Origin of the sequence: Novosphingobium sp. ERW19 (assembly GCF_012641315.1) — a bacterium.
Lineage (GTDB): Bacteria > Pseudomonadota > Alphaproteobacteria > Sphingomonadales > Sphingomonadaceae > Novosphingobium.
The window spans coordinates 363,417-390,392 of the sequence record NZ_JABAIC010000002.1 but is presented as its reverse complement, the minus strand read 5'-3'; the positions used below and the strand labels follow the sequence as shown (position 1 = coordinate 390,392).

Annotated in this window: 27 protein-coding genes and 5 tRNA genes; 19 read left to right on the top strand and 13 right to left on the bottom strand. The window is 62.6% G+C overall.

All coding sequences use genetic code 11. From position 1 onward, the window contains the following. Nucleotides 1–67: 67 nt before the first annotated feature. Nucleotides 68–1,051 (top strand): site-specific integrase, encoded by a 984-nt coding sequence (locus HGI46_RS22060; protein ID WP_346766674.1) that lies wholly within the window; start codon nucleotides 68–70, stop codon nucleotides 1,049–1,051. Here HGI46_RS22060 and HGI46_RS05275 read toward each other — a convergent pair. Next, nucleotides 1,048–1,359 carry a hypothetical protein gene (locus HGI46_RS05275; protein ID WP_168903379.1) on the bottom strand — a complete coding sequence of 104 codons (312 nt, stop codon included), beginning with the start codon at nucleotides 1,357–1,359 and terminating at the stop codon, nucleotides 1,048–1,050. The genes HGI46_RS22060 and HGI46_RS05275 overlap by 4 nt on opposite strands. A 131-nt stretch (nucleotides 1,360–1,490) precedes the next feature. Between HGI46_RS05275 and HGI46_RS05270 the strand changes: the two genes are divergently transcribed. The 7 genes from HGI46_RS05270 to HGI46_RS05240 all read left to right on the top strand — a co-directional run bounded on the left by HGI46_RS05270 (nucleotide 1,491) and on the right by HGI46_RS05240 (nucleotide 7,572). Beyond that, nucleotides 1,491–2,246 (top strand): hypothetical protein, encoded by a 756-nt coding sequence (locus HGI46_RS05270; RefSeq protein WP_168903378.1) that lies wholly within the window; start codon nucleotides 1,491–1,493, stop codon nucleotides 2,244–2,246. 73 nt (nucleotides 2,247–2,319) lie between these two features. Then, nucleotides 2,320–2,499 (top strand): helix-turn-helix domain-containing protein, encoded by a 180-nt coding sequence (locus HGI46_RS22055; protein ID WP_168903377.1) that lies wholly within the window; start codon nucleotides 2,320–2,322, stop codon nucleotides 2,497–2,499. 184 nt (nucleotides 2,500–2,683) lie between these two features. Continuing rightward, a complete protein-coding gene (locus HGI46_RS05260; protein ID WP_168903376.1) occupies nucleotides 2,684–2,980 on the top strand; it encodes a hypothetical protein in 297 nt (98 codons plus the stop codon). Continuing rightward, complete coding sequence (locus HGI46_RS05255) at nucleotides 2,977–3,915, top strand: CHC2 zinc finger domain-containing protein (protein ID WP_240946589.1); 939 nt, start codon at nucleotides 2,977–2,979, stop codon at nucleotides 3,913–3,915. Before HGI46_RS05260 ends, HGI46_RS05255 begins: the two co-directional genes overlap by 4 nt. A 19-nt stretch (nucleotides 3,916–3,934) precedes the next feature. Further along, the gene (locus HGI46_RS05250) at nucleotides 3,935–5,443 is read left to right on the top strand and encodes a YfjI family protein (protein ID WP_206065543.1); all 1,509 of its coding nucleotides are present in this window, start codon (nucleotides 3,935–3,937) and stop codon (nucleotides 5,441–5,443) included. Between the two features lie 515 nt (nucleotides 5,444–5,958). Beyond that, the gene (locus HGI46_RS05245) at nucleotides 5,959–6,366 is read left to right on the top strand and encodes a hypothetical protein (RefSeq protein WP_168903374.1); all 408 of its coding nucleotides are present in this window, start codon (nucleotides 5,959–5,961) and stop codon (nucleotides 6,364–6,366) included. A gap of 759 nt (nucleotides 6,367–7,125) precedes the next feature. Then, nucleotides 7,126–7,572: a hypothetical protein gene (locus HGI46_RS05240; RefSeq protein WP_168903373.1), complete on the top strand. Its 447-nt coding sequence runs from the start codon at nucleotides 7,126–7,128 to the stop codon at nucleotides 7,570–7,572. A gap of 114 nt (nucleotides 7,573–7,686) precedes the next feature. Here HGI46_RS05240 and HGI46_RS05235 read toward each other — a convergent pair. Further along, nucleotides 7,687–7,761: transfer RNA gene (locus HGI46_RS05235), tRNA-Asn, on the bottom strand. An 80-nt stretch (nucleotides 7,762–7,841) separates the two neighbouring features. Next, nucleotides 7,842–8,621 carry an NAD kinase gene (locus tag HGI46_RS05230; protein ID WP_118073801.1) on the bottom strand — a complete coding sequence of 260 codons (780 nt, stop codon included), beginning with the start codon at nucleotides 8,619–8,621 and terminating at the stop codon, nucleotides 7,842–7,844. A gap of 151 nt (nucleotides 8,622–8,772) precedes the next feature. Here HGI46_RS05230 and HGI46_RS05225 point away from each other — a divergent pair, with 151 nt between their 5' ends. After that, complete coding sequence (locus HGI46_RS05225) at nucleotides 8,773–10,053, top strand: bifunctional diguanylate cyclase/phosphodiesterase (RefSeq protein ID WP_168903372.1); 1,281 nt, start codon at nucleotides 8,773–8,775, stop codon at nucleotides 10,051–10,053. Here HGI46_RS05225 and mfd read toward each other — a convergent pair. The 3 genes from mfd to HGI46_RS05210 all read right to left on the bottom strand — a co-directional run bounded on the left by mfd (nucleotide 10,050) and on the right by HGI46_RS05210 (nucleotide 14,354). Beyond that, on the bottom strand, nucleotides 10,050–13,544 hold the full coding sequence (gene mfd / locus HGI46_RS05220; RefSeq protein WP_168903371.1) for a transcription-repair coupling factor: 3,495 nt from the start codon (nucleotides 13,542–13,544) through the stop codon (nucleotides 10,050–10,052). The genes HGI46_RS05225 and mfd overlap by 4 nt on opposite strands. A gap of 27 nt (nucleotides 13,545–13,571) precedes the next feature. Then, nucleotides 13,572–13,853, bottom strand: a complete 282-nt coding sequence (locus HGI46_RS05215; RefSeq protein ID WP_118073804.1) for a succinate dehydrogenase assembly factor 2 — start codon at nucleotides 13,851–13,853, stop codon at nucleotides 13,572–13,574. A 114-nt stretch (nucleotides 13,854–13,967) separates the two neighbouring features. Next, nucleotides 13,968–14,354 carry a host attachment protein gene (locus tag HGI46_RS05210; protein ID WP_168903370.1) on the bottom strand — a complete coding sequence of 129 codons (387 nt, stop codon included), beginning with the start codon at nucleotides 14,352–14,354 and terminating at the stop codon, nucleotides 13,968–13,970. A 146-nt stretch (nucleotides 14,355–14,500) separates the two neighbouring features. Between HGI46_RS05210 and recG the strand changes: the two genes are divergently transcribed. Further along, a complete protein-coding gene (gene recG, locus HGI46_RS05205) occupies nucleotides 14,501–16,558 on the top strand; it encodes an ATP-dependent DNA helicase RecG (RefSeq protein WP_168903369.1) in 2,058 nt (685 codons plus the stop codon). A 59-nt stretch (nucleotides 16,559–16,617) separates the two neighbouring features. Here the strand turns inward: recG and HGI46_RS05200 are convergent, their stop codons facing one another. Then, nucleotides 16,618–17,223 (bottom strand): hypothetical protein, encoded by a 606-nt coding sequence (locus tag HGI46_RS05200; RefSeq protein WP_168903368.1) that lies wholly within the window; start codon nucleotides 17,221–17,223, stop codon nucleotides 16,618–16,620. Between the two features lie 204 nt (nucleotides 17,224–17,427). Continuing rightward, nucleotides 17,428–17,504: transfer RNA gene (locus HGI46_RS05195), tRNA-Pro, on the bottom strand. A gap of 152 nt (nucleotides 17,505–17,656) precedes the next feature. On the opposite strand from HGI46_RS05195, the gene thyA reads away from it, so the two are divergent. The 9 genes from thyA (at nucleotide 17,657) to HGI46_RS05150 (ending at nucleotide 24,800) form a co-directional block, all read left to right on the top strand. Beyond that, nucleotides 17,657–18,601 (top strand): thymidylate synthase, encoded by a 945-nt coding sequence (thyA, locus tag HGI46_RS05190; protein ID WP_168903367.1) that lies wholly within the window; start codon nucleotides 17,657–17,659, stop codon nucleotides 18,599–18,601. 145 nt (nucleotides 18,602–18,746) lie between these two features. Further along, nucleotides 18,747–19,769 (top strand): VOC family protein, encoded by a 1,023-nt coding sequence (locus HGI46_RS05185; protein WP_168903366.1) that lies wholly within the window; start codon nucleotides 18,747–18,749, stop codon nucleotides 19,767–19,769. A gap of 238 nt (nucleotides 19,770–20,007) precedes the next feature. Beyond that, nucleotides 20,008–21,303, top strand: coding sequence for a 3-methyl-2-oxobutanoate dehydrogenase (2-methylpropanoyl-transferring) subunit alpha (locus HGI46_RS05180; protein WP_168903365.1), 1,296 nt, complete (start codon nucleotides 20,008–20,010; stop codon nucleotides 21,301–21,303). Next, nucleotides 21,300–22,355: an alpha-ketoacid dehydrogenase subunit beta gene (locus tag HGI46_RS05175; RefSeq protein ID WP_118073874.1), complete on the top strand. Its 1,056-nt coding sequence runs from the start codon at nucleotides 21,300–21,302 to the stop codon at nucleotides 22,353–22,355. The genes HGI46_RS05180 and HGI46_RS05175 overlap by 4 nt, the downstream gene beginning before the upstream one ends. A 5-nt stretch (nucleotides 22,356–22,360) precedes the next feature. Next, entirely contained in the window at nucleotides 22,361–23,683 is a 1,323-nt protein-coding gene (locus HGI46_RS05170; protein WP_168903364.1) for a dihydrolipoamide acetyltransferase family protein, read from the top strand. 29 nt (nucleotides 23,684–23,712) lie between these two features. Beyond that, a complete protein-coding gene (locus HGI46_RS05165; RefSeq protein WP_168903363.1) occupies nucleotides 23,713–24,285 on the top strand; it encodes a YdeI/OmpD-associated family protein in 573 nt (190 codons plus the stop codon). A 104-nt stretch (nucleotides 24,286–24,389) separates the two neighbouring features. Continuing rightward, nucleotides 24,390–24,466: transfer RNA gene (locus HGI46_RS05160), tRNA-Asp, on the top strand. A gap of 138 nt (nucleotides 24,467–24,604) precedes the next feature. Further along, nucleotides 24,605–24,681: transfer RNA gene (locus HGI46_RS05155), tRNA-Asp, on the top strand. 42 nt (nucleotides 24,682–24,723) lie between these two features. Continuing rightward, nucleotides 24,724–24,800, top strand: a tRNA-Asp gene (locus tag HGI46_RS05150). Nucleotides 24,801–24,855: 55 nt separating this feature from the next. Here the strand turns inward: HGI46_RS05150 and HGI46_RS05145 are convergent. From HGI46_RS05145 to HGI46_RS05125, 5 genes are all read right to left on the bottom strand, one after another. Beyond that, on the bottom strand, nucleotides 24,856–25,233 hold the full coding sequence (locus tag HGI46_RS05145; RefSeq protein WP_168903362.1) for a limonene-1,2-epoxide hydrolase family protein: 378 nt from the start codon (nucleotides 25,231–25,233) through the stop codon (nucleotides 24,856–24,858). Nucleotides 25,234–25,301: 68 nt separating this feature from the next. After that, on the bottom strand, nucleotides 25,302–25,520 hold the full coding sequence (locus HGI46_RS05140) for a DUF2842 domain-containing protein (RefSeq protein ID WP_168903361.1): 219 nt from the start codon (nucleotides 25,518–25,520) through the stop codon (nucleotides 25,302–25,304). 2 nt (nucleotides 25,521–25,522) lie between these two features. Then, nucleotides 25,523–26,104: a 5-formyltetrahydrofolate cyclo-ligase gene (locus HGI46_RS05135; RefSeq protein WP_168903360.1), complete on the bottom strand. Its 582-nt coding sequence runs from the start codon at nucleotides 26,102–26,104 to the stop codon at nucleotides 25,523–25,525. A gap of 202 nt (nucleotides 26,105–26,306) precedes the next feature. Continuing rightward, nucleotides 26,307–26,660: a cell division protein ZapA gene (locus HGI46_RS05130; protein WP_168903359.1), complete on the bottom strand. Its 354-nt coding sequence runs from the start codon at nucleotides 26,658–26,660 to the stop codon at nucleotides 26,307–26,309. A 67-nt stretch (nucleotides 26,661–26,727) separates the two neighbouring features. Beyond that, the gene (locus HGI46_RS05125) at nucleotides 26,728–26,934 is read right to left on the bottom strand and encodes a hypothetical protein (RefSeq protein WP_168903358.1); all 207 of its coding nucleotides are present in this window, start codon (nucleotides 26,932–26,934) and stop codon (nucleotides 26,728–26,730) included. Nucleotides 26,935–26,976 lie beyond the last annotated feature (42 nt).

Here is a 26,976-nt window from a genome sequence, read left to right as displayed (position 1 = left end):
GGCACTGCGCAAGCTGGCGAAGGCTGGTAGCAACCCCATTGCCGAACGGGACAGGGAACGGGTGAAGGTGCCGACCTTCGCCAAGGCGCTGGAGGAAGCGCACGAAGCGCTAAAGAGCGGCTGGGCAGACAAGACTGCCAAGGCCTTCAAGACTTCGCTGGAAGAGCATGCGCTGCCTAAATTGGGGGCAATGCCGGTGGACGTGATCGGTAGTGCGGAGGTCATTGCCGCCTTGGCCCCGATCTGGACAGACAAGCCTGAAATGGCCCGCAAGGTTCGTTCTCGCATTGGGCAGGTGCTGGCCTTCGCCAAGGCGCGCGGCTGGCGCTCTGATGCCTTGCCAGACGCTCGTGAGCTTCGCAGCGGGCTTTCCAAGCAATCAAAGGGCAAGAGCTTCCCTGCGATGCCCTTTGGTGATGTTCCCGCATTCTTTGCTTCCGAACTTTCCAAAGACGCAACCGCCAGCCGCTTTGCCGTCCTTTTCGTGATCCTAACGGCGGCACGTTCGGGCGAGGTCCGAGAGGCGACGTGGGAGAAAGTCGACCTTGCGGCGCGGACTTGGACGCGCACTGCGGAAGATATGAAAATGCGGACGGGCCACGTTGTTACCCTGTCCGAAGCAAGCTTGTCGTTGTTGGAGCGCTGGCAACCCGACGAGGCTTTGCGCAAGGGACTGATTTTCCCCGGCGCAAGAGGGCGACCTCTTTCTGACATGTCTTTGTCCAAGGCCTTGCGCAGCGCGCATGATGCCGAGGTTAAGGCAGGCCGTGTGGGCTATCTTGATCCGAGGAACAACAAGGTCGCAACCGTCCACGGCTTCCGTTCATCCTTCCGCGATTGGGCTGCGGAGCGCATGCCGACCATGCCTGCCATGGTGGCTGAAATGGCGCTGGCCCACAAAGTCGGTAATGCGACGGAACAAGCCTATCTGCGCAGCGATCTGCGGGACATGCGCCGCGCCCTGATGGATTCTTGGGGGCGTTTCGCCGCTCCTGCGTTGTCAGGTCTCCCAGCCAACGTGACAGCACTTCCGTTGCAGTTAGAGGCCTAGAGACCCAAGGCCTTCTTTAAGCGTGCCTTTTCCTTTGCGCGGCGGGCTGCTTCTTTCTGTTCGACCATATGCTTTGGAACCCCCATGGCCAGAGCCTCAGCAGCGGAATAATTTTTGAGAATGTGTTTGCACCGTCGCATCTCGGACCGTTCTAGCAACTCTCGTCTTGCTGTTGCCTTTAATGCTTTCTGACGGGCCGCGTCTTTGGGTGTGATCCACTTGTCAGGTTTGAAGTCTTCCGGTGGTGTGACCACTGCTCCTGGGTCCTTGATGTATTTGCGCGCCTTTTGCCATTGCATCTTCGTCACGATCAAACCCCACTTGCCCCTGCCTTAGCGGCTAGCGTAGCATAATCGCTAGGGGATAGGCAGGCCAGCCGACAAGCGCACTTCCCATGTGCTTCCCCGCTTGAATCTTGGGAACCGCTCGGGAGGCGGATTTGCTTGGATTTGACGAGGAAAAACTAAAGAGTTTTCAGGAGAAGTGCCGCGCGCGCATGGCGCAATACGATTGGCAGCCGATGCATATTGCTTTCGAGCAGGTCCGCGATTTTTACGTAAATGCAGGCTTCCCTTCGGACATAGCCGAGCGTCAAGCCAAAACTGCAATTATACGGCGCTTATCGCGGTCGGCTGCATATGGCCGGATTAACAGCGACAATGCAAGGAACCAATACGCTTTGAACTTCATTCCCGGCCCCGGCATAGCAGATAAGAAAAATAGAAATATCGAGCTTTGGAATGGAAAAGGTGCGCATATAGAAGGAACGATACCATACACGTTTTGGAAACTATTAATTAAATCAGATTTGTCTGAACAGTGTGACTGGTGGGCTGGTGATTTTTATTTTTCATACTTTGATGAGCATTTAGGATTCAATGTTTACGGAAAGGCCTTCGGTGTTGAAACTACGGTTTGCAAGCTTCCGGGGTTCGTCACTCGGGATGGAACGCTGCCTCAGTCAAGGTCTAAAACTTCAGAAAGAAAGGTAAGCGCTTCGCCTGTAGCGGAAGCTGCTCTTCTCGCGTGGTGGAGGAATCTTGACGCTGCCACAAAGGCGTTGCCGCATGCTACGTTGGTCGATCTTGGTAAAGCCGCTTTTCCGGGTAAATTAGTTTCGCGAGATCGAGTCCGCGCTTTAGCTCCCGGACGAAAGCGCGGGCCAAAGCCAATCAGCGGCAAAGCGCCCGCGTAATTTCCGCTGAAATAGACGGCGGAATTGCCGCCGGTGAAACTCCATGCACCACAACGTCATGGAGTGATTTTCAGTGCACACCCATCCCGAGCCTCTTGCCTATTCGGTGGCCGATGCTTGCCGAGTAGCATCTATTTGCAAAAGCCATCTCTACAACCTGATCCGCGCAGGTCGGTTGGAAACGCGCAAACTGGGGCGGCGAACCCTGATCCCAGCCGCTAGCCTGCGGGCGCTTATCGAGGGGGAGGGTTGACCCATGCCCCCCAAAAGCAAAACCCCTGCGGGCAAGGCAGGGGCTTCGTGCGATTTGCTTGGCGGCTGGTCGCACTCCCTTCCTACCGTTGACGCCCTGCAGGTGCAAACTCTGATCCTCGCTTACGCTGTCCGCCCCGAGGTCGCAGCAATGATTGCCGCGCTGGCATTTGGGGGGCATCATCATGGGTAGGCGCTCTACTCGCACAAGCGGGGCGGCGCTCCTGTCCATAGGCACCATAGCCGACACCTTGCGGGCCATATCCTATCGCTTGATCCATGAAGCCGGGGCCAATGGCATGACGGCTCTGGAGGTTGTCGAGGCATCAGGCCGCAATCGCTGGGGTATCCAGCCGCGCATTTCCGAACTGGTTTCGGCAAAGGCAATTGTGGACTCGGGCAGGACGCGCGCCAACCCTAGCGGAAGGCAAGCGATTGTCTGGGTAGTGCCCGAGCATGGACCGCAAGGCGGTGCAGCATGATGGCACTGTTAGACCTAGATCCTATCCGCCGGGACAACCCATTGCCATTAATTGTGGGCGTTCTGGTGCAGCTTCGCAAGGCTGGTCATGAATGGATTGGCTGCTGTCCTTTCCATGCCGATCGGTCCCCGAGCTTCACCATTTTTGACGGTGGGCAGCGGTTCCATTGTTTCGGCTGCGGGGCAAGCGGTGACGTGCTGGACTTCGTGCAGCGCGCCTATCGTGTGAACCTGCCCGAGGCGGCGCGCATGCTGACCGGTGGGGACGTGCCCAAGGTCGCAACAGCAAATAACTGGCCAAATCCCGAACCCGAAACGCGGCCCGATTATGGCGCTGCGGCGCGGGCGATCTGGCATCGCGCCAATCCGGCGGCTGGGACGCTCGGGGAGGCGTATCTGCGGTTCCGGGGCATCCTTCCCCCCTATCCGGCTGATATTCGATTCCTGGCCCTTTCCTGCGACAATCTCGGGCCATTGCCCTGCCTAGTGCTGGCGGTGCGCGATGTGGACGGGGAGGTTACGGGTATTCAGCGCATTTGGCTGGCCCATGACGGTCAGGGGAAAGCCGCCATTGAAACCCCCAAGCGCTCGCTGGGGAAGGTGAAGGGCGGAGCGATACGTCTGGGCGATCTGGACGGGGCCAATACGTTGACGGTGTGCGAAGGCCCCGAGGATGGTTTGTCATTGCTGGAAATGCTGGGTGGGCCTGTTTGGGTTGCTGCTGGCAGCACGTTACTGCCTTCCATGCAATTCCCGCCGGGGGTCCGCTCTGTCCTGATCGGCGCGGACAATGATCCAGCCGGACAGGTGGCAGCTGACAAGGCGGCGCATGCCTTCACCGACCGGGGGCTAACCGTGCGTATCATCCGGCCTGTTTCATGGGCCAAAGACTTCAATGATGAATTGACGGGGGCCACCAATGGCAACGCATCCTGACACGCGGGAACGGGCCGCAATGGCTGAAACCTTCGACCCTTGGCCCGAACCTTCCCCTTTGGGCGATGATCTGCCCCCGGTGCTGGCCTTTTCGCCTGCCTTGCTTCCTCGCCAGTTGCGCGGGTGGGCGATGGACATTGCCGAGCGCATGAACTGCCCCGCCGATCTAGTTGCAATTCCCGCCATGGTTTCAGCCGGTGCCCTGATCGGGCGAAAAGTGGGGATACGCCCCCAGCGCCGCACCGATTGGCTGGAGGTGGCAAACATTTGGGGGTGCGTTGTGGCACCGCCGGGAAGCCTGAAAAGCCCTGCGGCGGCGGAAGCGCTCGGGCCTATCAGGCGGCTGGAGGCGAAGGCAGCGGCGGCAAACGAAAGCGCGATGGCCGATCACAAGGCGCGGGAGGCGCTCTTTAAATTGGAAAAGGAAGCGGCGGAAAAGAGCGCGAGGGCGGCGCTGAAAGGCGAGGGCGGAACCGGGGCGCGGGATTGCGCGCTTTCGATGCTGCTAGGCGTGACCGAACCGACGCCCCCCGCGATCAAGCGACACCTGACAAGCGACGGCACTGCGGAAAAGCTCGGGGAGATTTGTGCCGACAATCCCGATGGCATTATGGTCCACCGGGACGAATTACTTTCCTTGTTTGCTGATCTGGACCGGCCTGAAAAGGCATCGGCGCGGGGCTTCTACCTTACCGGCTGGGGCGGGCAGGACGGCTATACCTTCGACCGCATAATGCGGGGCACAATCCGTATTCAGGCGGTAAACATATCGCTTTGCGGAACGACCCAGCCGAACCGGATTGCGGGTTATATGCGGGAAAGCCTGCGCAGCTTCGATGATGGCATGGTGCAGCGATTGCAGTTGCTGGCATGGCCGGACTTCGGGGGCACGTTCCGGGAGGTTGACCGCTACCCTGACACCGAGGCGCGGCAAGAGGCGCAAGAATGCTTTGCCGATCTGGCCGAATTGGACGTGCGCGAACTGGGCGCAACATGGGAGGAAGCGACGGGGCCGCATGGTGTGCCGTTCCTGCGCTTTGCCGAGGATGCCCAAGAGCTATTTGCCGAATGGCGGTGCGCTCTGGAGCAAAGATTGCGCAGCGATGAAATGCAGCCTGCGATGACCGCGCACCTGTCCAAGTATCGCGGGCTGATTCCCCGGCTGGCCCTGATCTGCCACATCGCGAATAATGACTTTGGGCCTGTTTCGCTGGAGGCCACGCGGCAAGCTCTGGGCTGGGCGGAATATCTGGAGAGCCATGCGAGGCGGGCCTATGCATCACTTTCGCTGGACCATGCCGAGGCAGCGCGGGCGATCTGGAGGCGAATAACTAAGGGCGATCTGCCCCAGCCGTTCACCGCGAGGGAGGTGCAGCAAAAGGGCTGGTCTGGCTTGACCGATGCCGAGCGGCTGGGGGCTGGCCTGCGAGCGCTACAGGTCGCGAACCGGCTGCGAGTGGTGAAGGTGGAAACCGGCGGGCGTCCTTCCGTGACTTACCACGTAAACCCCAAGGCTCTGAGAGCCTGATGCACCGAGGCGAGAAACCCCCAAAACCTGCGAAACCCCCTTTTGTAGGTTTTGAGGGTGCCGCCTTTGGACGTTTCCAGCAAATCGAGGTGATCCAGTGACAGGCGAGGATATGAACCGTCTGCGGGATAGTTGGCGGCGCTATTGGCGGGCAAGTGACCAATGGCAGGCGGATTGCGAGGCCAAGCGGCAAGCTGCGCGGCTGGCATGGCGGGTGAACCCATCCAAGCGGTATAGCGAACCGATCTGCGAAACACCCCCCCAGATGCCAGCCGAGTTTCATCGTCTGATCTGCGGGGCGAGAACTCGGTTCGGCACCTTATGCAAGAGGCGCGACCTTTACCGCTCGGGACGGTGCCGTTTGCACGGAGGCCTTAGCACTGGTCCGAGGTCGCAAGCGGGCAAGGCTAGCTCTGCCAAGAACGCGCGCCGATTGTCCCCAGAACGAACCCCATGCGAGCGCCAAGGTTACGGCAAGGTCCAAGAGCGGAACGAACCCCATGGGAGCTTTGCAAATGTTGACCCTGCGCAGCGCGGGAATGTCAGAGGTGGCACCGATGGCCTTTGATCCCGACTTCGGAAAAACTGGCTTTGCGCGGCATCTGTTCCGGCTGCGCTTCCGCGATCTGAAACTAAGCCAACGTGCCTTTGCCGAGCGGTTCGGGCTGTCTTATTCGGTCGTGCGCGATGCCGAGCAAGGGGCGGCACCAACGCGGGCGCTGCGGTTGATAGTGGCCGCGATTGCCAGCAGTCCGGGCGCTATGGAGGCAGCGGCAAGGCAAGCCCAGGTGTTGTGCACTTGCGGGGACGGTGACGCCTACCGTTCTTGCGCTGCTAGCGCGCTACCGGGAAACGGTAATTCTGACACCCTTACGCGCGCGCGCGCGTGCGACGGCACGGAAAACCGCAATGGGCAGGCATAGCAAGCCGGTTGCCGAGGCCTTAGCGACACTTCGCCTAGCCACGCTGCGCATGCGCCAATTCGAGGATTGGGCGAAGGTCCAGCCGGATGACGTGCGGCGTATCCTTTTTCGGCAATGGTGGGCGAAAGCAATCGAAGCCGAGAAGGCAGGCCGATACGTTCCGGGGTGCCCGAGCTACCTGCGGGGGCTTACCTGCGGGGCAATCAAGCGCAACGGGCGGGCCTGCGCTTCGACCACGCTTTGCGCGAATGGCCGGTGCAAGTTTCATGGTGGTGCATCGACGGGGCCGCGCACCCCCGAGGGCCGCGCAAAGGCTTTGGAAAACCTCAAACTGGGCCGCCTGAAACGTGGGGACTCATAGACTTGAATAAATACAGGGTTTTCCGGCCGATGATTATTCAAACGTGCGACGAAATTTTTCGTCCTGCGAAGGCCATCGCGCGAATGCGAAAACCCAAAGGCCTATGAGCGGAGCAATCGGGACAAAAATGAAAAGTGCGAGCCAACGTGAGAACCCTGCTCGGCGGAGTATCCTTGCTGTCGGGTAAACCATCAAAAGGCCAAGGAAGATCAACGGGACAAACGACATCCACATTGGAGGTTCTTGCATAGCGTGCCCTCAGAGAAAGAATCAGATTTGCAGACGCTTGCCTGTTTCCCTTGCCGCTACAAGCCTAGCATGCGCCATTTCTTGATCGGAGGAATCGACTCCGCTTGCCAGCCTGTTAATGTTGCATGAAATTGGGGGGCAACCTGCGAATGGATACTTTGATTTTTGGGCAACCTCTTTCGGATTGGTTGCTAGGGATAGGCTTCGTCTTGGCAATCACCGGGGCCATTCAATTCATGGCATCTTTCGTTGTAGTGAAGTTTGTAGGGCTTCAGTCTCCCCCGATCCGGCGAGCCGTCCTAACTGCTGCTTCCGCTTATGCCCTCTGCTCAGGATTTTTGATTTTTGGGGGGGCTAGCGAATATGCGATCTGGGTGCCGCTAGTGAGCATTCCAGCCGCCATTGGCGTATATCACTATTGGAAGGCGGGTTTCTTGCGGGCTTGGTATGATGACCCGTCCCAAATTCCCGAAGGGGTTGGAATTGCCAATCAAGACTGGAGGGTGGGGCTATACGCGGTAGCAGGCGCGGCCATAATTTTGATGGTGAAAAAGGCCCCGCTAATTTTTGCGGTCCAAAATTCCACATCGCCCTAAGAATAGCGCACTGCCGAAAGGCGGCGCTTAAGTCGCAGTGTGGGGTAGTGTGTGGGGAGGGATTTGGAGTCAGCTATCTAAGTCGCTGGTTTTGTTGCCAAATCTGAAAAGAAATGGCTCCCTGAGTAGGATTCGAACCTACGGCCGCTCGATTAACAGTCGAGAGCTCTACCGCTGAGCTATCAGGGAGCAGCCCCAGTTCCCCGGGGCAGGAGCGCGCTAATAACAGGCGATTCCGGTTTGGCAAGCACCTGTTTCGAGATTTTTGCTCAGACCATGAATTGCTCGGCGAAGATGCGGTCTTCGAGGCTCTGCCCGCGGTCGAACATCAGGGTCAGGCGGTGTTCGGGCCAGGCCTTCACGCGCACTTCGCGCACGTCGCGGACTTCCTTCTGGTCGGCCACGACCAGCACCGGCCGCTTCACCGATTCGAGCGCCTTGAACACGATCTCGTAAGTGTCGGGCAGAATCGCGCCGCGCCAGCGACGGGGACGGAAAGGGCTGATCGGCGTGAGCGCCAGCATGTTCGACGACAGCGGCAGGATCGGGCCATTGGCCGACAGGTTGTAGGCGGTGGAGCCGGCGGGCGTGGCGACGAGCACGCCGTCGCAGGCGAGTTCGGGCATGCGCACCTTGCCGTTGACGCTGACCTCGAGCTTGGCGGTCTGGCGGGTTTCGCGCAGGATCGAGACTTCGTTGATCGCGCAGACGGAATGTTCTTCGTCGGAATTGGTTATGGCGGTCATGCGCAAGGGCGAGACCGAGATCTGGGTGGCCTTCGCCAGCCGCTCTTCGATGCCGCGGCTCGACCGGTACTTGTTCATCAGGAAGCCGACCGTGCCAAGGTTGAGCCCGAAGGCCGGCACGACGTGGTCGATATCGAGCATGTGGTGCAAGGTCTGCAGCATGAAGCCATCGCCGCCGATCACCACGGCTGCCTCGGCCTGATCGAGAGGAACCCAGCTTCGGCTCTTGAGCAGGCCGTCATAGGCGTCCTGGGCGCGCTCGCTGGGCGAGGCCACAAGCGCTAGGCGGGTGAAGTCCGGCATCAGTATCAAAGCCCCTATCTGACGCGACTGCATCGTACCGCAGTGGGGATATGGGGCGAACCTTGGCCGCGCAATGCACAAAAGCACTGGAGCGGCGGCCCGCCGCGAACGGGGAACGCTTTGGCAAGGTTCCGCTGCTATTCGATGCCGGATGCCTCACCGCCTGACCTTGCCGGATGCCGATGCTGGCCGGGATGCCCTCACCGGCTTGCCGGGACTGGCTGCGGCGAGATTGTGGCTGGCGCGGCATGAGCCGGACTTTGTCCATGCCATGCTGGTCGGTTTGCACCGCCTGAGTTCGGTCAACCTGGCTTATGGCCATGCGGGCGGAGACATCGCGCTGGCTGAAATAGGGCGACGAATCGCCGATTTTGCAGTCGAGGAACTGGACCCGGGATCAATGGTGGCACGTGTGGGGGGCGGGGAGTTCCTGATTGCCAGCGACGGCACTATCAGTCGCGAGCGCTGGCAATGGCTGGCCGAAGCGTTGACGCGCCGCATCTCGCGCGGTCTGCCGGTGCGGGGGGAGGTGCTGCACCTGGTTCCGCGCACGGCGCTGCTGCGCGGAGTCCCGGGTGAGGCCGGGGCGGCGATGATCGACCGGTTGGATCAGGCGCTCGGCGCAGTGCAGCAGCAAGCGGGACGCCGCATTCTCTGGGCCGATGGCTCCCATCGGGCGCGGGGGCGGAGCGCGGCGCGGCTTGAAGCCGATCTGATCGGGGCCATGGCGCGGGACGAGATCGGGATTGTGTTCCAGCCACAGTATCGGGTGGCTGACGGTGCGCTTGTTGGCGTTGAGGCCCTGGCGCGGTGGGACCATGCCCAGCTTGGCCGGATCGGAGCGGAGACGCTGTTCGCCATTGCCGAGCGTGGCGATCATGTGGCGCAGCTCTCCCGGCATATCGCGGGCAAGGCATTGGCGGCGGCGGTGGATTGGGACACGCTGGCGTTGTCGCTCAACGTAACCGCAGAGGATCTCGCAAGCGACGCGTTCGCGGTGGACTTTCGCGAGTTGCTGACGGGAACCGGGTTCGTGCCGACGAGGCTTACACTGGAAGTGACCGAGCATGCGCTGGTGGCGGACTTCACCCAATCGGCAGCGGCACTGGCGGAGCTGGCTTCCGCGGGCGTGCGCATCGCGCTCGATGATTTCGGGACGGGCTATGCAAACTTCCGCACGCTGAAGTCGCTGCCGCTCGATACGATCAAGCTCGACGCATCCATGGTCCGAGACGTGGACAGCGATCCGCGCGACAGGGCGATCCTGACGGCGATCGTTGCGATGGCGCGTGCGCTCGGGCTCAAGATCGTGTGCGAAGGCGTCGAGCGTGAGAGCCAGCTGGCGGTGCTGCAGCAAGAGGGCTGCGACACGTTCCAGGGTTTCCTGCGATCAGGGCCAATCAGTGCCGCAGAGGTCAGTGCGCTGCTTTAGGCCGCCTTCTTGGCCCGCTTCACGATCGCAGCCAGACCCTTGGTCATCTGCACCAGACCGTTGAGCCGACCTTCTGCGGTGCCCCATGCGCGGGTGATGACCAGCTTGTTGTCGGGACGCAGCTTGGCAACGCCATTGAGCCGCTCGACATAGCCGATCAGGCCGACCGGGTCGGGGAAGGTATCCTTGTGGAAGCTGACCAGCGCGCCCTTGGGTCCGACGTCGATCTTGGCGATGTTGGCGGCGATGGCCTGGCGCTTGACCTCGATCAGGCGCAGCAGGTTCTGCGTCGGGGCGGGCAGGGGGCCGAAGCGGTCGATCATTTCGGCGGCGAGGGCCTCGACCGCATCCGGTCCTTCGGCGTCGTTCATGCGGCGGTACAGGGCCATGCGCACGGCAAGGTCGGGGACGTAATCCTCCGGGATCATGATCGGCGCGTCGAGCGTGATCTGCGGGCTCAGCGCCTCGCGTTCGCGGGCAAGGCCGATGTCGCCAGCCTTGGCGGCAAGGATCGCATCCTCGAGCATCGACTGATAAAGTTCGAAGCCGACTTCCTTGATGTGGCCAGACTGTTCGTCGCCCAACAGGTTGCCGGCGCCGCGAATGTCGAGGTCATGGCTGGCGAGCTGGAAGCCGGCGCCGAGGCTGTCGAGGTCGCCAAGGACCTTGAGGCGCTTTTCCGCGACCTCGGACAGCGCCATGTCCTCCGGCACAGTGAGATAGGCGTAAGCACGGATCTTGCCGCGACCGACGCGTCCGCGCAGCTGGTAGAGCTGGGCGAGCCCGAAGCGGTCGGCGCGGTGAATTACGATCGTGTTGGCCGAGGGAATGTCGATGCCGCTCTCGACGATCGTGGTCGATAGCAGGACCTCGTATTTCTTCTCGTAGAACGCGCCCATGCGGTCCTCGACCTCGGTCGGGCTCATCTGGCCGTGCGCGGTGACGAAGCGGACCTCGGGCACGTTTAGCCGCAGCCATTCCTCGAGCTCTGGCATATCGGCAATGCGCGGCACGACGATGAAGCTTTGTCCGCCGCGCTGATGTTCGCGCAGCAAGGCTTCGCGCATGACCATGTCGTCCCACGGCATGACATAGGTACGCACGGCAAGGCGGTCGACCGGCGGGGTCTGGATCGTGGACAGCTCGCGCAGGCCCGACATGGCCATCTGCAGCGTGCGCGGGATTGGCGTGGCGGTGAGGGTAAGGACGTGAACGTCCGCCTTCAGTTCCTTGAGCTTTTCCTTGTGGGTGACGCCGAAGCGCTGTTCCTCGTCAACGATGACAAGGCCAAGACGCTTGAACTCCACCGACTTGGACAGGAGCGCATGGGTGCCGATGACGATGTCGACCTGTCCGCTGGCAAGCCCGGCCTTGGTCTCGCTTGCCTCCTTGGCGGGGACGAGGCGCGAAAGGCGACCGATTTCCAGCGGGAAGCCTTTGAACCGCTCGACGAAGTTCGAATAGTGCTGGCGTGCGAGCAGGGTCGTCGGCGCGATGACCGCAACCTGCACGCCCTGCATGGCCGCGACGAATGCCGCGCGCAGGGCAACCTCGGTCTTCCCGAAGCCGACGTCGCCGCAGACGAGGCGGTCCATCGGCTTGCCTTCGGCCATGTCGCCGAGGACATCGCCGATTGCGCGTTCCTGATCCTCGGTTTCGTCCCATGGGAAGCGATCGACGAAGGGGCCGTAGCTGGCGGGGTCGACGGGAAGCACCGTGCCTTGGCGCAGGGCGCGCTGGGCGGCAGTGGCCATGAGGTGGCCCGCCATTTCAAGGATGCGTTCCCGCATCCGGGCCTTGCGACGCTGCCACGCCTCACCGCCTAGCTTGTCGAGCGCGACGCCTTCGGCATCGGAGCCATAGCGCGAGAGGACGTCGAGGTTTTCGACCGGGATATAGAGCTTGTCGCCGCCGGAGTATTCGAGCTGGACGCAATCGTGCGGGCTGTCGCCGACGCCGATGGCTTCGAGGCCGAGGTAGCGACCGATGCCGTGGTCCATGTGGACGACGAGGTCGCCCGGCGTGAGCGCGGACAATTCGGCCAGGAACGCGTCGGCGTCCTTGCGCTTCTTCTTGCGGCGGACGAGACGGTCGCCAAGGATGTCCTGCTCGGTCAGCAGTTCCAGATCGTCGCTGGCAAAGCCTTGCTCCAGCGGCAGGACCACGGCAGCAGGCTTGCCCGTGGCGGCAAGGCCGAGCGCTTCCTGCCAGGAATCGGCCATCTGCGGCGTGAACTTGCCGGCTTCGGCCAGTAGTGAGGCGAGGCGCGAGCGGGAGCCGGCGGTATAGGCCGCGATGATCGGCTTCTTGCCGCGCGTGCCCAGCGCCGCAATGTACTTGGCGGCCGCTTCGTAGATGTTGGTGCCACCTGAAGTGGCGGCAGCGCGTTCCGGCGTGAAATCGTGGGAAGAGCTGAAGCCGAAATCGACAACCTGCTTCGATTCCGGTTCGGCAAAGATCGTGGTGCGGTGCACGGGCCAACCGGCAAGCGCCCGGTCCAGCTCATCACGCGAAAGATATAGCGCGGTTTCTGCCAGAGGGCGGTAGCTGCCGGGAGCCTTGGACGAGGAATCGAGGCGCGACTGATGATAGTCGGCAATGTCGGCAATGCGTTGTTCGGCAGCCTTGATCGCTGTCGTGTCGATCAGGACGAGGTCGCCCTCGTCCAAGTGGTCGAACAGCGTGACCAGACGGTCCTCGAACAGCGGGAGCCAGTGTTCCATCCCGGCCAAGCGACGGCCGTCGGTGATAGCCTGATAGAGCGGATCGCCGGTGGCGTTGGCGCCGAACAGTTCGCGGTAGCGGCTGCGGAAGCGCTTGATGCTGTCGTCGTCAAGCAGGGCTTCGCTCGCCGGCAGCAGGAGATGCGTTTCGACCGGCTGCACCGAGCGCTGCGTGTTCGGATCGAACAGGCGCAGGGTTTCAAGCTCGTCGCCGAAGAAGTCCAGACGGAGGCCGTGGTCGAGCCCCGAAGGATAGATGTCGAAGACCGAGCCGCGCACGGCGTATTCGCCCGCGTCGACGACCGTATCGGTGCGCGAATAGCCCTGGCGCTGGAGGAGTGCGATCAGGCTCTCGCGACCGATTTCGGTGCCCGGCGAAAGCAGGCGGGTGGATTCGCGGATGCGGAACGGCGTGAGGACACGCTGGAGCGCAGCGTTGATCGTCGTGACAAGCAGTTGCGGACCGCTGCGCTTGCGTTGCAGCCGCTGTAGCGCGGCGAGGCGGCGGGAACTGACAGACAGCGCCGGGGAGGCACGGTCAAACGGCAGGCAGTCCCATGCCGGAAAGTCAATGACCTCGAGGTCCGGCGCAAAGAATGCGGCGCTTTCAACAATGGCGCGCATCGCGGCCTCGTCGGGCGCGATGAAAACGGCGCGGCCTTTGGCGGCGCGGGCAAGATCGGCCAGAACGAGGGGCTGCGCACCACGCGCGACGGACGAAAGCGTGAGCGGCGTATTGGCCGAAAGGATGCGGGTCAGATCGGACATGGCAGGCTTAACGCGCGAGAGGCGAAATCAGCGCGGGATCTCGACGTAGTCCAGCTTGCGCATGGCATCCATCATCGCACCGGCATACTTTTCGGGCACGGGCTGCGTGCCGAGGGCCCATGCCATGATCTCGACGTCGTCTTCCTCGATCAGGTCTTCGAACCAGGCGACCTGCTCGGCCGTCCAACTGGCGTGGTAGCGGTCGAAGTAGCAGCCGATCATGTAGTCAGCTTCGCGCGTGCCGCGGTGCCAGGCGCGGAAGTGCAGGCGGCGAAGGCTTTCGGGGGCGATGGCAGCAGGCTCGGTCATGCTTTGCCGTTAGGCCGATCAGCCCGGCGAAACAAGGGTGCAAGCCCCATGCGAAAGGGCATCCCGGCGCCGTCCTTCCCCGCGCCGGAATGCCCCATCGCTTGGCCCCGCGCGTTACTTGCCCCGCAGCGCGGCGATGATCTCGGTGGGCTGGCGACCGACCAGGTCCTTGGCCAGTTCCTTGATGATGGCGCTCTGGGTGCCCTTGCCGATCTGGTGGCGCAGTTCGCCCAAGGCGCGCGGCGGGGCGATCAGCACGAGCTGCGCGATCTTGTGGCTCTGGACCTGCCGGTTGAGCCAATCTGCCACGGCAGCGCAGTGGGCGGTCTCATCCTGCTGGTGCGGCGATGCGTGGCTGCCGCCACTCGAGTGGTTGTGCTCCACGAGCGCGGGCGTTTCCATGGCCGCGAGGTCGGGGGCGGCGTCGGTTCCGGCGTTGCGGTAGAGCTCCCAAGCCTTGCCATCAACGACGGCAATGACGGCTCCATGAGGGATCAGCATCTGTTGTGCTCCTGCTTTCGTTGTCTTCGCAAACGACTCAAGCACCAGCGCCGGGCCTCAACCATGCGCTGGGTCAAAAATGGCCGTGAATTTCGCTTTGGGCGGCATTGGCGAAACATGGTCTTGCAGCCTATGTCGAGTGGGCGATGCGTCCTGACCTGCTCAATCCCCTGTTCGCGGAAAGCTCCAGCCTCAAAGGCGTGGGGCCTGGTCTGGCACGCCCGCTCGAGAAGCTGGGGCTGACCCGCGTCAAGGATATCGCTTACCATCTGCCCGATCGCTGGGTGCTGCGGCGGCCGGTCGCCAATCTCGACGAGGCCGGGGTGGGGGAGCAGATCGTGCTGCCGCTGACGGTTCGGGACTACCGGCAGTCGGCCGGACGCGGGCCGTTCAGGGTCATGGCCGAGGATGCCGTGGGCAACTATGTTGCGCTTACCTACTTCGGGCGAGCGGCCTACACCGCCAAGAAGCAGCTGCCGTTGGGTGAGAAGCGCTGGGTGGCGGGCAGGCTCGACCAGTTCGGGCAGACGTGGCAGATCGTCCATCCCGATCATGTCAGCGAGGACAGTGCGGGCATGCTCGGCCAGCTGAACGAGCCGGTTTACCCGCTTTCGGAAGGGCTGACGCAGGGGCGGGTTCAAGCCTTGGTGGCGCAGTCGCTGGCGCACCTGCCCAGGCTTCCGGAATGGATCGAGCCGGGCCTTATGGCGCGGATGGACTGGCCAACGTGGGACGCAGCGCTTCAGGCTGCACACAAGGCCGAGGACAAGCTGGCAAAGGACCGGCTCGCCTATGACGAACTGCTGGCCAACAGCCTCGCCCTGATGCTGGTGCGGGAAAGCAACCGCGCGAAGAAGGGCACGCCGCTGCATGGCGACGGGCGGCTGCGGGCAATGCTCAAGCTGCCGTTCGAACTGACCGGCGCGCAGAAGCGCTCAATTGCCGAGATCGAAAACGACATGGCGCAAGGCGCGCCTATGCTGCGGTTGCTGCAAGGCGATGTCGGGTCGGGCAAGACGGCGGTTGCGCTCAACGCCATGCTGATCGCGGTGGAGGCGGGCGGACAGGCGGCGCTGCTGGCGCCGACCGAAATCCTTGCGCGCCAGCATGCCGAGACCCTGACGCGGATGGCAGCCGGCACAGGCGTGAACATCGCGCTTTTGACCGGACGCGACAAGGGCAAGGCGCGCGAATCGATCCTGATGGGCTTGCTCGATGGATCGATCGACATTTGCGTTGGCACTCACGCGATCTTTCAGGAGGCCGTGGCCTACCGCAACCTTGCGCTCGTGGTGATCGACGAACAGCACCGCTTCGGTGTTGGGCAGCGCTTGATGCTGACCCAGAAGGCACGGCGCACCCCACATTGCCTAGCGATGACGGCCACGCCGATCCCCCGCACGCTGACCTTGGCACAGTATGGAGAGATGGATGTCTCGCGGCTTGATGAAATGCCGCCTGGGCGCCAGGCCATCGACACCCGCGTGATTTCCACCGAGCGTCTTGCCGATGTGGTCGAGGGGGTTGCGCGGCACATCGCCAAGGGGGCGCAGGCTTACTGGGTCTGTCCGATGGTGCGCGAGCTGGAAACCGAGGACATAGCCGCAGCAGAGGCACGCTATGCTGCGCTGAAAGAGCGGTTCGGGGATACCGTGGTCATGGTCCACGGCCAGTTGCGGCCCGAAGCCAAGGACGCGGCGATGGAGCAGTTTGCCCGCGGGGACGCGCAGTTGCTGGTGGCGACGACGGTGATCGAGGTCGGCGTCGACGTGCCGAACGCGACGCTGATGGTGATCGAGCAGGCCGAGCGCTTCGGTCTTGCCCAGTTGCACCAACTGCGCGGGCGCGTCGGGCGCGGCAGCCAGCAATCGACCTGCCTGCTGCTGCGGGGCGAGGCTCTGTCGGAGACGGGGCGCGAGCGACTCGCGCTGATGCGGGAGACTCAGGACGGGTTTCGCCTGGCCGAGGAAGACTTGCGGTTGCGTGGCGGTGGGGAGCTGCTCGGCACCCGGCAATCGGGCGACACGCCGTTCAAAGTGGCGGACTTCGAACAGATCGCGCGGTTGCTGCCGCTGGCGCATGACGACGCCCGATTGCTGATGGAGCGCGATGGCGGGCTGTCGTCGCCAAGAGGCGAAGCGGCCCGTGTGTTGCTCTATCTGTTCGAGCGCGATTGGGGCGTGCAACTGCTCAGGGGCGGTTGAGGAAACGGGTTGGGGCGGCGTGAAAAAGGGGGAAACACGCCGCCCGCTCCCTGAATGGCTTACTTGCCAGCGGGCTTTGCGGCCGCTGCATCCGCGCTCTGGCCCGCGCTCTTGGTAGCGTCAGCGAAGGCTTGGGCGGTCATGCCGATCATCAGGCCGGAGGCGCCCTTGGCGACTGAAGTCTTCGGCAGCTTGACGCGAACTGCGCCAGCGTCGAGCACGAACTCGGCATCGGTCACTTCAGCAACCTTGCCGAGCTGGGTGGTGCCGTCGGACGCATAGACCGGGGCATCGACGACGATTGCGGCAGCCGTATCAGCCTTTGCGGCTGCAGCAGCCTTTTCGGCAGCGGCGTCGAGTTCAACCTTGGTCATGCCGAGGACCGGACCCTTGGGGCCGGTGCCGAGTGCAGTCAGCGCCAAGGTGGCAGTGTTCTTGCCTGTGTCGATCACGAAGTTGGGCGCGTTAACGCTCTTGATCTTGCCGACTTCGGCTCCTGCGGCGTCGTAGACTACGGCACCGACGGTCGGCGTGGCCGCCGTCGGCGCTGCCGAGGTGGCTCCGGCGGTGGTTTCGGTGCCAGCGGCTGCGTCTTGTGCGCTTGCTGCGGTGGCAAGGGGGAGTGTGGCGACGAGAAGGGCAACGGTGAGCTTGCGGATTGTCACGAGTAAAGTTCCTGTCCAGTTGATTGGCTAACCCGGACAAGGTCGTGGTTGTTGTTCCCCAGCGGAACCCGTCTTGCGACTTTGCGAGACGGAATTGCGGGCGAAATGAAGGAGTTGTGGCAGGCGAGCGACGAACTGAGCTGCTTGAACAAACGAAAAGGGCGACCCGAAGGCCGCCCTTTCGATCACCTTTTGAAGGTGAAATGGTCGGGGAAAGAGGATTCGAACCTCCGGCCCCTGCCTCCCGAAGACAGTGCTCTACCAGGCTGAGCTATTCCCCGACCGATCCGCCAACCGGTGACCCGGCTGCGAGGCAGGGGCGCCCTATACGAGGCAGTTCCGAGGCTGGCAAGCGGGTAACGCCAAGTTTTTTCGCCGGGAAATTTCGGCGGCGATTTTGCTCACGCCCGCCTGCGCAGCTAGAAGCGGAGCCATGCCTGAACGCGCCGATTCCGCCCGCCATTTCGAACAGCAGTATCTCGACCTCATGCGCGAGATCTGGGAGTGCGGCGACGAGCGGGTCGATCGTACCGGCGTTGGCACCCGTTCCGTCTTCGGCGCGCAATTGCGCTTCGACCTTGCCGACGGACGCATGCCCTTGCTGACGACCAAGCGTGTCTACTGGAAAACGGCGACCCGCGAGTTCCTGTGGTTCCTGACGGGCGATACCAACATCCGCAAGCTATGCGCGCAGGGTGTCGAGATCTGGACCGACTGGCCGCTGGAGAAATATCGCAAAGCGTCCGGCGACGACATTTCCCGCGCCGATTTTTCCGCGCGTATTGTCGCAGACGAGGCGTTCGCCCGGGAATGGGGTGATCTTGGTCCGGTCTACGGCAAGCAGTGGGTGGACTGGCCGGTCTACGAGCCGGCAGGCGATGGCCTGTTTCGCCAGCGCGATCAGGGCGTGAACCAGGTAGCCGACGTGGTCCGCTCGCTGAGGACCAATCCCGGCAGCCGGCGCCATATTGTTGAAGGCTGGAACGTGGCCGAGCTTGACGCGATGGCGCTGCCGCCCTGCCACAAGACCTACCAGTTCCACGTCAGCGGCAATCGCTTGAACGGACTGCTCTATCAACGCAGCTGTGACGTTGCGCTCGGATTGCCATTCAACCTGTGGGGCGCGGCGCTGTTCATCCGTCTGCTGGCGCAGCAGTGCGATCTGGAGCCGGGTGAACTGGTGTGGATGGGGGGCGACACGCATCTCTATCTCAACCACGCCGAGTTGGTTGAAACCCAGCTGGCCCGCACGCCGGAGGGTGAGCCCCGACTTGCCATCCTGCGCCGACCGGACTCGATCTTCGATTACCGGATCGAGGATTTTGAAGTGACCGGTTATGCACCGCAGGGCGTTATCAAGGCCGAGGTTGCGGTCTGAAGTGGCACTGGGCGAAGCTTTGCCAGTTTCCATTTATGAAATTGATGCATCACCTTTAAACAATTCATGAACCAGATTTGATCTGGCGCAATATCCTTTGGTGAGAACGCCGCCATTCCCCTGCCAGCAAGGCAGGAGAATTGACGTGGCGATCATTGGCATCAGGCGGCTGACATGGATGGTAGAAGAGGTCGAACCTTGTGTTCGCTTCTTCCGCGACTTCGGGCTGACTTTGATCGAGCATAACGATGTCTCGGCGCTTTTCGAAGCGGCCGACGGCTCACAGTCATTGTTCCTGAAACGTGGCCACCCCGAACTGCCCAAGGGGACGGCGCAAACGACCAGAGGCGTCCATGAATGCGTCTGGGCGGTCGACAACGCGGAGGGGCTGGAACGCTTGAAGGCGCGCTTGAACGGCCTCGCGGAACTGACCACTGATGCTGAGGGCGTGGTTCACTTCGTTACGCCGTTCGGGCAGGCGATCGGGCTGCAAGTGTGGCAACCGCGCGCCGTGTTTGGCGCGCCAACCCCGCAGAACACAGTCGGCCGAATTGCCCGCCTCAACCAGCCACGCAAATGGATCGATCGGGCCGTGCCAAAGCGCACGCACCATTGCGTCTGGACTTTTCCGGACGTGCAGGAGGCGGTCGCCTTTTATCGTGACGTCCTTGGCTTCCGCATCACCGACATCCAGAAGGGTTTCGGCGTCTACATGCGGGCGGACGGCTGCTACGAACATCACAACGTGTTTCTGGCCGACGCGCATGCGCCGATGCCGGGCTTCAACGGGACGCTGAAGTTCCACCACGCCAACTGGGAAGTCGAGGACATCGACGAACTGATGGTAGCCAAGAACTATCTTGACCGGCGCGGCTATGCCTATGGTGATTGGAACTGGGGTTTCGGACGGCACCGGCTGACGTCGGCTGCGTTCCTGTACGTGCCGTGTCCGGCAGGTGGCGAGGCGGAATACGGCGCAGATTGCGATTGCGTGGATGACAGCTGGAAGCCGCGCATCTGGGACGGCGCGTTCGGAACGGCGATCTACATGACCAACCTGCCGGACTTCATGAAAGGCGAGCCCAACTGGGATGTTCGGTACGCCGGCCCGGACGAGTTGCACTACCACCCGGCTGAACCTCGGCAACTGGCCGAGGCTGCCGAGTAAGGTAGCAGAACGCTGCAAGGCAGGGCGCTGGAACCGCTTTGGTTCCAGCGCCTTGTGCTATCTGGAGTAAACGTTAGCCTGACCCTTGGGTCTGGAGATGATCGTCGGGCCAGGACAAGGGAGCGAGAAAAGCTCTGTGAAATAAAATAACAAGCGTATATAACTTTGCGTCAGTCATGCTTTTCCATATGGAAAGCGTGATTCGATGTGGGAGAGTTCAGATGCAGGTGTTTGCAGCATGAGCGGAAGCGTGCGCGGCAACATGCCGCCGTTGGCGCTGCATGTGCCGGAACCGAAGTTTCGGCCGGGTGATGCGGTCGATTATTCGCACCTCGAGATCCCGCCTGCTGGTGCGCAGCCGCGCCCTGACGAGCAGTGCCCTGCCGTGGAAACGCAGGGCCTGTGCTTCGACCTGGTTCGCGTGCTGGGCGAGGACCATCGCGCGGTCGGGCCGTGGGATCCGAAGCTCGATGCCGAAACCCTGCGGCGGATGCTTCGCACCATGGCGCTGACCCGCGCGTTTGACGACCGCATGTATCGCGGGCAACGGCAGGGCAAGACCAGCTTCTACATGAAGTGTACCGGGGAAGAGGCAACTTCGGTTGCCCCGGCGATGGCCCTGGCCGCGGACGACATGGTGTTCCCGAGCTACCGCCAGCAGGGCATCCTGATTTCGCGCGGATACCCGATCGTCGAGATGATCAACCAGATCTACTCTAACCGGGCGGACAAGCTGAAGGGCCGTCAGCTGCCGATCATGTATTCGGCGCGCGAAGCATCGTTCTTCACGATCAGCGGCAACCTTGCCACGCAGTATCCGCAGGCGGTGGGCTGGGCGATGGCCAGCGCGATCAAGGGGGACACCCGGATTGCCGCGACCTGGATCGGCGAAGGATCGACGGCCGAGGGCGACTTCCATTCGGCAATGACCTTTGCGACCGTCTATAACGCACCGGTCATCTTCAACGTCGTCAACAACCAGTGGGCGATCTCGAGCTTTTCGGGCTTTGCCGGGGCCGAGCGAACCACGTTTGCCGCCCGCGCCATTGGTTACGGCATGGCCGGCCTGCGGGTGGACGGCAACGATCCGCTGGCCGTCTATGCGGCAACCAAGTGGGCAGCGGATCGCGCTCGTTCCAACGCTGGACCAACATTGATCGAGCACTTCACCTATCGCGCCGAAGGGCATTCGACCTCGGACGATCCGGGCCAGTACCGTTCGGCGCACGAGCGTGAGGAATGGCCGCTCGGTGATCCGATCAACCGGCTCAAGCAGCACCTGATCGCGCTTGGCGAATGGTCAGAAGACCAGCACGCCGAGATGGACCGCGAACTGATGGAGACGGTCAAGTCGGCGACCAAGGAAGCCGAAAAGAACGGCATCCTCGGCCACGGCCTGCATCACCCGTTCCACACCATGTTCGAGGACGTGTTCGAAGACCTGCCCTGGCACCTTCGGGAACAGAGCGAGCAGGCAATCCACGAGCGTCGGGTCAAGTGGCCAGAGTGGTCGGAAGAGGGGAAGCAGCCATGACCCACGAAGAATCACCGGTCAGCCTCGCCGAGGCTCCGACCCGCCGCCTCAACATGATCGAGGCCATCAACGATGCGCTCGACATCATGATGGAGCGCGATCCCAATGTTGTCGTGATGGGCGAGGACGTGGGCTACTTTGGCGGCGTGTTCCGCGCCACGGCGGGCCTGCAGAAGAAGCATGGCAAGACCCGCGTGTTCGATACGCCGATCAGCGAATGCGGGATCATTGGCGTGGCTGTCGGCATGGGTGCCTATGGCCTGCGGCCTGTGCCCGAGATCCAGTTTGCCGATTACATCTATCCGGGGCTCGACCAGCTCGTGTCAGAGGCGGCACGCCTGCGCTATCGCTCGGCGGGAGAATTCATCGCGCCGATGACGGTGCGCTCGCCATTTGGCGGCGGAATCTTTGGCGGACAGACGCATAGCCAGAGCCCCGAGGCGCTGTTCACGCACGTTGCCGGTCTGAAAACGGTCGTGCCGAGCAACCCGCATGACGCCAAGGGCCTGCTGATCTCGGCCATCGAAGACAACGATCCCGTCATCTTCTTCGAACCAAAGCGCATCTACAACGGCCCCTTCAACGGCTACTACGACAAGCCGGTGGAGCCGTGGTCGAAGCATGCCGACAGCGCGGTGCCGGAAGGGTACTATTCGATTCCGTTGGGCAAGGCGCGCATCGTCCGCCCCGGCAATGCCTTCACCGTGCTGGCCTATGGAACGATGGTCCACGTCGCAGCCGCTGTCTGCGCCGAGAAGGGCGTGGATGCGGAGATCATCGACCTGCGCACGCTGGTCCCGCTCGACATCGAGACGGTGGAAAAGTCGGTGGAAAAGACCGGCAAATGCCTGATCGTCCACGAAGCGACGCGCACTTCCGGCTTTGGTGCCGAGCTTTCGGCGCTGGTGCAGGAGCGTTGCTTCTACCACCTCGAAGCCCCGATCGAACGCGTGACCGGCTTTGACACCCCCTATCCCCACAGCCTCGAATGGGCCTACTTCCCCGGCCCGGTCCGCATCGGCGAGGCCATCGACCGCCTGACGAAAGCCTGAGCACCATGGGAACCTATACATTCCGCCTGCCCGACATCGGTGAAGGCATCGCCGAGGCTGAAATCGTCGCCTGGCACGTCGCCGTGGGCGACATGGTCGAGGAAGACGGGCGTCTGGCCGACATGATGACCGACAAGGCCACTGTCGAGATGGAAAGCCCGGTTGCGGGCAAGGTCGTTTCGATCGCTGGCGAAGTCGGCGATGTCGTGGCGATCGGGTCGGCGCTGGTCGTGATCGAAACCGACGGCGAAGGGGAGGCGCGCGCGCCTGCTGCGGCGCCAGTTGAGGCGCCTGCTCCGACGGCAGAGGTTGTTGAGGAGCGGATCGAGGTCGAGACACCCGACGAGGCGGACGTGGCGCGGGTAGAGGCTGCTGCACCTCCTCCTCCGCCACCGCCGGTAGCCACCAAGCCTGCTCCAGCACAAGCGGCAGAGCCAGTCCGGCGCGGCTTTGACGCCAAGGTCCTCGCCAGCCCGGCCGTGCGTCAGCGTGCGCGGGACCTCGGCATCGACCTGTCGGAAGTGCGCCCTTCCGAGGAGGGCCGCGTGCGTCATGCCGACCTTGACCAGTTCCTCGCCTACAACGCCACTGGCGGTTACCGCTCGGCGGGTGCAGAACGCGGCGACGAGGTGATCAAGGTTATCGGCATGCGCCGCCGCATTGCCGAGAACATGGCGGCTTCAAAGCGCCACATCCCGCACTTTTCCTATGTCGAGGAATGCGATGTGACTGCGCTGGAAGTGATTCGCGAGCAGCTCAACAGCAGCCGTGGCGACAAGCCCAAGCTGACGATGCTGCCGCTGCTGATCACCGCGATCTGCCGCACCTTGCCGAAGTTCCCGATGATCAATGCCCGGTATGATGACGAAGCAGGGGTGGTGACCCGCTATGGCGCGGTCCATCTCGGCATGGCGGCGCAGACTCCTGCCGGGCTGATGGTACCGGTAATCCGCAACGCGCAGAGCCTCAATCTGTGGCAGTTGGCGCGCGAGATCGGCCGTCTTGCGGAAGCCGCGCGCAGTGGCAGCGCGAAGTCGGAAGAGCTTTCGGGGTCGACGCTCACCGTCACTTCGCTCGGCCCCCTGGGCGGTGTGGCGACGACCCCGGTGATAAACCGCCCGGAAGTGGCCATCATTGGTCCAAACCGGATCATCGAGCGGCCGATGTTCGTGCCCGACGGCATGGGTGGCGAGCGGATCGAGAAGCGCAAGCTGATGAATATCTCGATCAGCTGCGACCATCGCGTGGTCGACGGCCACGATGCCGCCAGCTTTGTTCAGGCGATCAAGAAGCTGATCGAAACGCCGGTGCTGCTGCTGGCCGACTGATGTGATAGATGTGCGGATCGGAGGTGCCCATGCCGACTACCGATCCGCGCATCGATCAGCATATCGCGAACGCTGGCGAGTTTGCCCGTCCGATCCTCGATCGCTTCCGGGCGCTCGTCCATCGCGAAGTGCCCGCCTGCGTCGAAGCGATCAAGTGGGGCATGCCGCACTTTACGGTGGGCGGTCGGAATCTGGCCGGCATGGCGGCGTTCAAGGCGCATGTCTCGATCTTCTTCCATAATAACGAGCAAGCAGGCGGGGCCGGGCCGTTTCGCAAGATCGCCTCGCTCGACGAGTTTCCGGACGAGGCCGTCGTCGTCGAAAGGTTGCGCTCGGCCATCGCGCGGCTTGCCGCCCCGAAGGCGAAAGTGCCGCTCGCTTCCCGGAAGCCAGTGCCCGAATTGCCCGAGCCCTTCAGCGCTGCTCTGGAAGCCGCAGGGCATTCCGAGCGCTTCGCAGCGATGCCTCCGGGCAAGCGCCGGGAGTACATCGAATGGATCGTCGAGGCGAAGACGCAGCCCACACGGGACAAACGCACCGCACAGGCGGTGGAGTGGATCGGCGAAGGCAAGAGCCGCAACTGGAAGTACCAGAATTGCTGAGGGCTCGGGCATGGCTCAAGAAAATGGTGATCGGGCTTAAATGCGCGCGGTTGAGCGTTGACAGCCTGCAAAACCTGCCATAGAGGCGGCGCTCCCAACGGCGAGCGGGTGTAGCTCAGTTGGTTAGAGTGCCGGCCTGTCACGCCGGAGGTCGCGGGTTCGAGCCCCGTCACTCGCGCCATTGGGATGACGAAAAAGGCGCCTCCGGGCGCCTTTTTCTTTGCGCGCAATGCTGCGCCCCGTTGTGGAAAAATTCCCGTTTCCAAGCCCGTTGACAGTCCACACCGCCTGCCATAGAGGCGCGACTTCCAAGAGGTACGCGGGTGTAGCTCAGTTGGTTAGAGTGCCGGCCTGTCACGCCGGAGGTCGCGGGTTCGAGCCCCGTCACTCGCGCCACCACTTGGGAAAGTGTCTTCGCGGCACTCCTTTTGACGTTACGCGGGTGTAGCTCAGTTGGTTAGAGTGCCGGCCTGTCACGCCGGAGGTCGCGGGTTCGAGCCCCGTCACTCGCGCCACGTCAGATGCAATGCAAAGGGCGCCACAGGGCGCCCTTTCGCGTTCAGGGCAACGTCATCCTTTGAACGGTACGGTGTCGAAGTAATCCCGCCACTTTGCGATCTTGCCATCCTTCAGTTCGAAGATGCCCATCAGCCGCAATGACACGAAAGTCTCGCCAGCGGCGTTGATCATGTGATCCACCCGTTCCGTCAGGACCGTGTCACCATTGGCGGCAATCGCCAGCATGTCGACCTTGATGCGTGCAATCCCCATGTCGTTCTCGAACCCCGCAACCAGTGCAAGGCCCTGCTCGATGCCGATGGTATGGGTCATGCCGACGTTCTCGTAATCGGTCTGCTCGGTGAAGTACTCGCAGATCGAGGCGGCAAATCCGCCGGGCTGCTCCCACATCGCGCAGAAGGTTTCGACGGTTTCAATTGGACCAGGCATGGCTCTCTCCCCTTTGCTTTGGGCAAAAGGGTAAGCGATTAGACGGGGCTGTCCAATACGGTTAGCGCTCAGCCCCAGCGGCCGGTTTCCATCCAGATCAGGAAGCGTCGCAGCGGGAGGAGCCAGATCGTCCCGAGCACGACATAGGCTACAGCTTGCAGCAGGACATGCCATTGTCCGATGACGCCGGATAATGCTGCGACGCCCAGCGCATAGATGACCAGCCCCACGACCAGACCAAGAATGCCAATCGGTTTGCGCCAGGTCGGCTTATAATCTTCCTTCACCCTCAGCGCTCCCAGGGACCGTAGATTCGTGTCGGGGTTACCACGGCATGCAGCGGGGCGTCATGCGCATCACGGGGCAGGTGCTCGACAAGCTGGCAGTCCCAGGCAAGGCCGATCGGCAGGGTACATGGATGCGCCTCGAGCCAGCGGTCGTAATGACCGCCACCCTGGCCGAGACGCGCGCCATCGGCGCTGAAACCGACGAGGGGAACGAACAGCACCTCAGGCACGACCTCGGCGGCCTCTGGTGCCGGCTGCACGATGCCCTTCCAAGGGCCGGGCCTGAGCAGTTCATCCACCCACGGTGATGCCCATTCGCGAAACACCATCGGCGATGAGCGGTCGGCAAACCACGGCAGTGCTATCTTGTGCCCTGCCTCATGCAGGACCTGTGCATAGGCGGTAGCCGGAGCCTCTGCCGGGCCGGCGAGATAGAGCCCGACGGTCGCACCTTCAGGGATCATCGCCAGAACCGGCGAGGGCGGGCGGCGGAACATCAGTGCCTTCACCCGGGGGTCGAGCGCTGCGACGTGGGCATTGCGCCGCGCTCTCAATTCGGTGCGCAGCGCATTCTTGGCTTCCACGAGGTGCTCCGGAATCAGGAAAGTGAAGGGGGTGACGGGCCCACCATGGGTCGGTTGCTCGGAAAATCCTCTGACGCCTCGACGTCAGGTGGGGACCGCTTACCCGGGACCAGGGTCCCAGGCAGGGGCAGCCCCCTTGGATTGCTTATAGCCTCAGGGATGTTCATGCGGCTCGTGCCGGGCAGATCCCGTCACGGCCTAGTTAGGCGCTGACCGGCCCTTGCTCAAGGGCGGCAGCGAGTTTTTCGATGCGTTCTGCCAGTGCGTTGACGCGATCGACCATAGCAGGGTCGATTTCAGCACTATCAATCTGCGCAGGAGCGGGCGCGATTACCGGTGCTGCATCAGGGGCAGGGGCAACCTTGTGCGCTTCGTGCAACTCGTCTGCCATCATCAATGCCGCGAACAGCAGCATCCGCGTCTCGCTTTGCTGGCCGCCAATCTTGCGGGCGCGCTCGTCGACCATGCGACCAAGCATCTCGATGTGGGCTTCCTCGCCATCGGCGCAGGAGACGGCAAAGTTGCGGCCGCCGATCGGAAGGCTGACGTTGCTCATGCCAAGGGGCTCATGCCAAGGGGCTCATGCCAAGGGGCTCATGCCAAGGGGGCTCATGTTCGGAGGCTCATTTCGGCAGGCCTGCCAGCAGCAGATCGAGCTGGCGCAATTCCTGGGCGACCGTGTCCTTCAGGCGCCGATGACGGACCTTGAGCAGCGCCAGCTCTTCGCCCGCTGCAGCCCCTGGGGTTCCCTGTTGCGCGACCGCTCCTTCGACCCGCGCGAGCGCCTGCTCAAGCCGGTCCAGAGCGGCGCAGAGTGCTTCCGTCGCCATGGCATGGCACGCTAGCACAATCGCAAGGGCGCGCAACACCGT

Bases quoted from the DNA above. Each gene is read 5' to 3' on its own strand.
- HGI46_RS05225 (WP_168903372.1), top strand. From the start codon at position 8,773: ATGCCTCACCGCCTGACCTTGCCGGATGCCGATGCTGGCCGGGATGCC.
- HGI46_RS05130 (WP_168903359.1), bottom strand. From the start codon at position 26,660: ATGAGCAACGTCAGCCTTCCGATCGGCGGCCGCAACTTTGCCGTCTCC.
- HGI46_RS05145 (WP_168903362.1), bottom strand. From the start codon at position 25,233: ATGCCTGGTCCAATTGAAACCGTCGAAACCTTCTGCGCGATGTGGGAG.
- HGI46_RS05165 (WP_168903363.1), top strand. From the start codon at position 23,713: ATGCCGACTACCGATCCGCGCATCGATCAGCATATCGCGAACGCTGGC.
- HGI46_RS05245 (WP_168903374.1), top strand. From the start codon at position 5,959: ATGTTGACCCTGCGCAGCGCGGGAATGTCAGAGGTGGCACCGATGGCC.
- HGI46_RS05255 (WP_240946589.1), top strand. From the start codon at position 2,977: ATGATGGCACTGTTAGACCTAGATCCTATCCGCCGGGACAACCCATTG.
- HGI46_RS05180 (WP_168903365.1), top strand. From the start codon at position 20,008: ATGAGCGGAAGCGTGCGCGGCAACATGCCGCCGTTGGCGCTGCATGTG.
- HGI46_RS05260 (WP_168903376.1), top strand. From the start codon at position 2,684: ATGGGTAGGCGCTCTACTCGCACAAGCGGGGCGGCGCTCCTGTCCATA.
- HGI46_RS05240 (WP_168903373.1), top strand. From the start codon at position 7,126: ATGGATACTTTGATTTTTGGGCAACCTCTTTCGGATTGGTTGCTAGGG.
- HGI46_RS05125 (WP_168903358.1), bottom strand. From the start codon at position 26,934: ATGGCGACGGAAGCACTCTGCGCCGCTCTGGACCGGCTTGAGCAGGCG.
- HGI46_RS05230 (WP_118073801.1), bottom strand. From the start codon at position 8,621: ATGCCGGACTTCACCCGCCTAGCGCTTGTGGCCTCGCCCAGCGAGCGC.
- mfd (WP_168903371.1), bottom strand. From the start codon at position 13,544: ATGTCCGATCTGACCCGCATCCTTTCGGCCAATACGCCGCTCACGCTT.
- HGI46_RS05250 (WP_206065543.1), top strand. From the start codon at position 3,935: ATGGCTGAAACCTTCGACCCTTGGCCCGAACCTTCCCCTTTGGGCGAT.
- HGI46_RS05175 (WP_118073874.1), top strand. From the start codon at position 21,300: ATGACCCACGAAGAATCACCGGTCAGCCTCGCCGAGGCTCCGACCCGC.
- recG (WP_168903369.1), top strand. From the start codon at position 14,501: ATGCGTCCTGACCTGCTCAATCCCCTGTTCGCGGAAAGCTCCAGCCTC.
- HGI46_RS05170 (WP_168903364.1), top strand. From the start codon at position 22,361: ATGGGAACCTATACATTCCGCCTGCCCGACATCGGTGAAGGCATCGCC.
- thyA (WP_168903367.1), top strand. From the start codon at position 17,657: ATGCCTGAACGCGCCGATTCCGCCCGCCATTTCGAACAGCAGTATCTC.
- HGI46_RS05210 (WP_168903370.1), bottom strand. From the start codon at position 14,354: ATGCTGATCCCTCATGGAGCCGTCATTGCCGTCGTTGATGGCAAGGCT.
- HGI46_RS05215 (WP_118073804.1), bottom strand. From the start codon at position 13,853: ATGACCGAGCCTGCTGCCATCGCCCCCGAAAGCCTTCGCCGCCTGCAC.